Origin of the sequence: Kitasatospora sp. NPDC093558, assembly GCF_040683475.1 — a bacterium.
Lineage (GTDB): Bacteria > Actinomycetota > Actinomycetes > Streptomycetales > Streptomycetaceae > Kitasatospora.
Map to the genome: position 1 here is coordinate 1 of NZ_JBFBDY010000635.1, position 3,513 is coordinate 3,513.

2 protein-coding genes and 1 pseudogene are annotated in these 3,513 nt (G+C 71.3%); all 3 read right to left on the reverse strand.

The genetic code is table 11. The annotated features are described in order from the left end of the window. Window positions 1–37: 37 nt before the first annotated feature. A complete protein-coding gene (gene meaB / locus AB0O00_RS32855) occupies window positions 38–1,030 on the reverse strand; it encodes a methylmalonyl Co-A mutase-associated GTPase MeaB (protein ID WP_363658043.1) in 993 nt (330 codons plus the stop codon). A 12-nt stretch (window positions 1,031–1,042) separates the two neighbouring features. Then, window positions 1,043–3,244 carry a methylmalonyl-CoA mutase gene (gene scpA, locus AB0O00_RS32860; protein WP_363658045.1) on the reverse strand — a complete coding sequence of 734 codons (2,202 nt, stop codon included), beginning with the start codon at window positions 3,242–3,244 and terminating at the stop codon, window positions 1,043–1,045. Continuing rightward, window positions 3,241–3,513: pseudogene (locus AB0O00_RS32865) on the reverse strand (methylmalonyl-CoA mutase); the annotation flags it as partial. The gene scpA and the pseudogene AB0O00_RS32865, both read right to left, overlap by 4 nt.

Below are 3,513 nucleotides of genomic sequence, written 5' to 3' on the forward strand. Positions count from 1 at the left end.
CTCTGCTCCCTCTCCGGGGCAGCGTGATCCGCTCCGGCTAGGCCGCGCCGAAGAAGGCTTCCAGGATCCGCTGGGCCGCCAGGCCCGCCGGCAGCGTTCCGGTGCGGACCTGGGACTCCAAGTCCCCTGCCACGCGCCGCACTTCGTCGTGCTCGTGCAGCCGCGCATACAGCTGGTCGTGGACCATCGTCCACGTCCACTCCACCTGTTGCTCCCGCCGCTTCGCCGCCAGCGCGCCCGTCGCGTCGAGCACCTTGCGGTGCTGCTGCAGGCGCTCCCACAGCACGTCGAGGCCCAGCCCCTCCCGGCCGCTGCACGTCAGTACCGGCGGCGTCCACGGAGAGTCCGGTGCCTGCAACAGCCGCAGCGCGCCAGCGAGTTCACGGGCCGCGCCCTTCGCGTCCGTCTCGTGCGGGCCGTCCGCCTTGTTGACGGCGATGACGTCCGCCAGCTCCAGTACGCCCTTCTTGATGCCCTGGAGCTGGTCGCCGGTCCTCGCGAGGCTCAGCAGCAGGAAGGTGTCGACCATCCCCGCCACCGCCGTCTCGGACTGGCCGACGCCGACGGTCTCCACCAGCACGACGTCGTACCCGGCGGCCTCCATCACGACCATCGACTCCCGCGTGGCCTTCGCGACCCCGCCCAGCGTCCCCGACGTGGGGGAGGGGCGGACGAAGGCGGCGGGGTCGACGGCCAGGCGTTCCATCCGGGTCTTGTCGCCCAGGATGGAGCCGCCCGTGCGGCTGGAGGTCGGGTCGACGGCGAGGACGGCGACCCGGTGGCCGGCCGCCGTCAGCATCGAGCCGAAGGAGTCGATGAAGGTCGACTTGCCGACACCGGGCACGCCGGTGATGCCGACCCGGACCGCGCCGCCCGCGTGCGGGAGCAGCCGTTGGAGCAACTGCTGCGCCAGCGTGCGGTGGTCGGGCCGGATGGATTCGACGAGCGTGACGGCCCGCGCGATCCACGCGCGCGAGCCGTCCAGGACGCCGGAAACGTACTGATCGAGGTCGATCGTCCGCGGAGGCATGCGATCAGGAACTCACAGTTCGTGGCCGAGGTCGGCCGCCAGTGACTTCAGGAGGTCGTACGCCGCGTCCGGGATGACGGTGCCGGGCGGGAAGACCGCCGCCGCGCCGGCCTCGTAGAGGGCGTCGAAGTCCTGCGGGGGGATGACGCCGCCGACGACGATGGTGATGTCGTCCCGTCCGGCCTCGGCGAGCGCGGTGCGCAGCGCGGGCACCAGGGTGAGGTGTCCGGCGGCCAGCGAGGAGACGCCGACGATGTGGACGTCGGCCTCGACGGCCTGGCGGGCGACCTCGTCCGGGGTCTGGAAGAGCGGGCCGACGTCCACCGTGAAGCCGAGGTCGGCGAAGGCGGTGGCGATGACCTTCTGGCCGCGGTCGTGGCCGTCCTGGCCCATCTTGGCGACGAGGATGCGCGGGCGGCGGCCCTCGGCCTCCTCGAAGCGCTCGACGAGGTCCCGGGTGCGCTGGAGGGAGGCCGACGGGCCCGCTTCGTCTCGGTACACACCGGAGATGGTACGGATCTGGCCGGAATGGCGGCCGTACACCTTCTCCAGGGCGTCGGAGATCTCGCCGACGGTGGCCTTGGCCCGGGCGGCGTTGACGGCCAGGTGCAGGAGGTTGCCGTCGAGGGAGCCGCCGCGCTGCGGCCCGGCCTCGGCGGCGCGGGTGAGCGCGTTCAGCGACGCCTGGGTCAGGGCCTCGTCGCGCTCCTCGCGCAGCCGGCGCAGCTTCTCGATCTGGCGGGCGCGGACCGAGGAGTTGTCGACCTTGAGGACGTCGATCTGCTCGTCGCTCTCCACCCGGTACTTGTTGACGCCGATGACCGGCTGGCGGCCGGAGTCGATGCGCGCCTGGGTGCGGGCGGCGGCCTCCTCGACGCGCAGCTTCGGGATGCCGGCGTCGATGGCCTTGGCCATGCCGCCGGCCGCCTCGACCTCCTGGATGTGCTGCCAGGCGCGGTTGGCGAGGTCGTGGGTGAGCTTCTCGACGTAGGCCGAGCCGCCCCACGGGTCGATGACGCGGCAGGTGCCGGACTCCTGCTGGAGGAGCAGCTGGGTGTTGCGGGCGATGCGGGCGGAGAAGTCGGTGGGCAGCGCGAGCGCCTCGTCGAGGGCGTTGGTGTGCAGCGACTGGGTGTGGCCCTGGGTGGCGGCCATCGCCTCGACGCACGTGCGCGTGACGTTGTTGAACACGTCCTGGGCGGTGAGCGACCAGCCGGAGGTCTGCGAATGGGTGCGCAGTGAGAGGGACTTGGGGTTCTTCGGGTCGAACTGCTTGACCAGCTTGGCCCAGAGCAGCCGGGCCGCGCGCAGCTTGGCGACCTCCATGAAGAAGTTCATGCCGATCGCCCAGAAGAACGACAGCCGCGGCGCGAAGGCGTCCACGTCCAGGCCCACGTCGAGGCCCGCGCGCAGGTATTCGACCCCGTCGGCGAGCGTGTAGGCGAGCTCCAGGTCGGCGGTGGCCCCGGCCTCCTGGATGTGGTATCCGGAGATGGAGATCGAGTTGTACCGGGGCATCTTCTGCGAGGTGTACGCGAAGATGTCCGAGATGATCCGCATCGACGGCTGCGGCGGGTAGATGTAGGTGTTGCGGACCATGAACTCCTTGAGGATGTCGTTCTGGATGGTCCCCGCCAGCTTCTCGGGTGGCACCCCCTGCTCCTCGGCGGCGACGATGTACAGCGCGAGCACGGGCAGCACGGCGCCGTTCATGGTCATCGACACGGACATCTTGTCGAGCGGGATGCCGTCGAACAGCTGGCGCATGTCGTAGATCGAGTCGATGGCGACGCCCGCCATGCCGACGTCGCCGGTGACGCGCGGGTGGTCGCTGTCGTAGCCGCGGTGGGTCGGCAGGTCGAAGGCGACCGAGAGGCCCTTCTGGCCGGCCGCGAGGTTGCGGCGGTAGAAGGCGTTGGACTCCTCGGCGGTGGAGAAGCCCGCGTACTGGCGGACGGTCCACGGCTGGTTGACGTACATGGTCGGGTAGGGCCCGCGCAGGTACGGGGCGACGCCCGGGTAGGTGTCGAGGAAGTCCAGCCCGGCGAGGTCGTCGGCGGTGTACAGCGGCTTGACGCCGATGCCCTCGGGGGTGTCCCAGACGAGCTCGTCGACGTCCTTGCCGGTCGACTGCCGCCAGGCGGCCCGCCACTCGTCGGGGGAGACCGTCCGGGCGGAGCCGTCCAGCCCGATTCCGGTGAAGTCGGGGATCATCGGGCAACTCCGATCTGGTCCAGCAGGGAGGTCAGGACGGCGACCGCGTCCCCGCCCGCGTGGATGAACTCGTCTACTCCGGTGGGTACTTCGGCGAGCCGGCCGGCCAGCAGCACCCGCTGTGCCCCGGCCTCCTTCAGGGCGTCGGCGACGGCCGCGGCGTGCTCGCCGTACAGGGCGTCGCTGGAGCAGAGGCAGGCGACGGTGGCGCCGGACTCCCGGAACGCCGACGCGAACGCGGCCGGGTCGACGGACTCCGCGGAGACCGT

What these genes read in the sequence shown, in the direction of transcription:
- meaB (WP_363658043.1), bottom strand. Translation starts at nt 1,030, where the DNA reads ATGCCTCCGCGGACGATCGACCTCGATCAGTACGTTTCCGGCGTCCTG.
- scpA (WP_363658045.1), bottom strand. Translation starts at nt 3,244, where the DNA reads ATGATCCCCGACTTCACCGGAATCGGGCTGGACGGCTCCGCCCGGACG.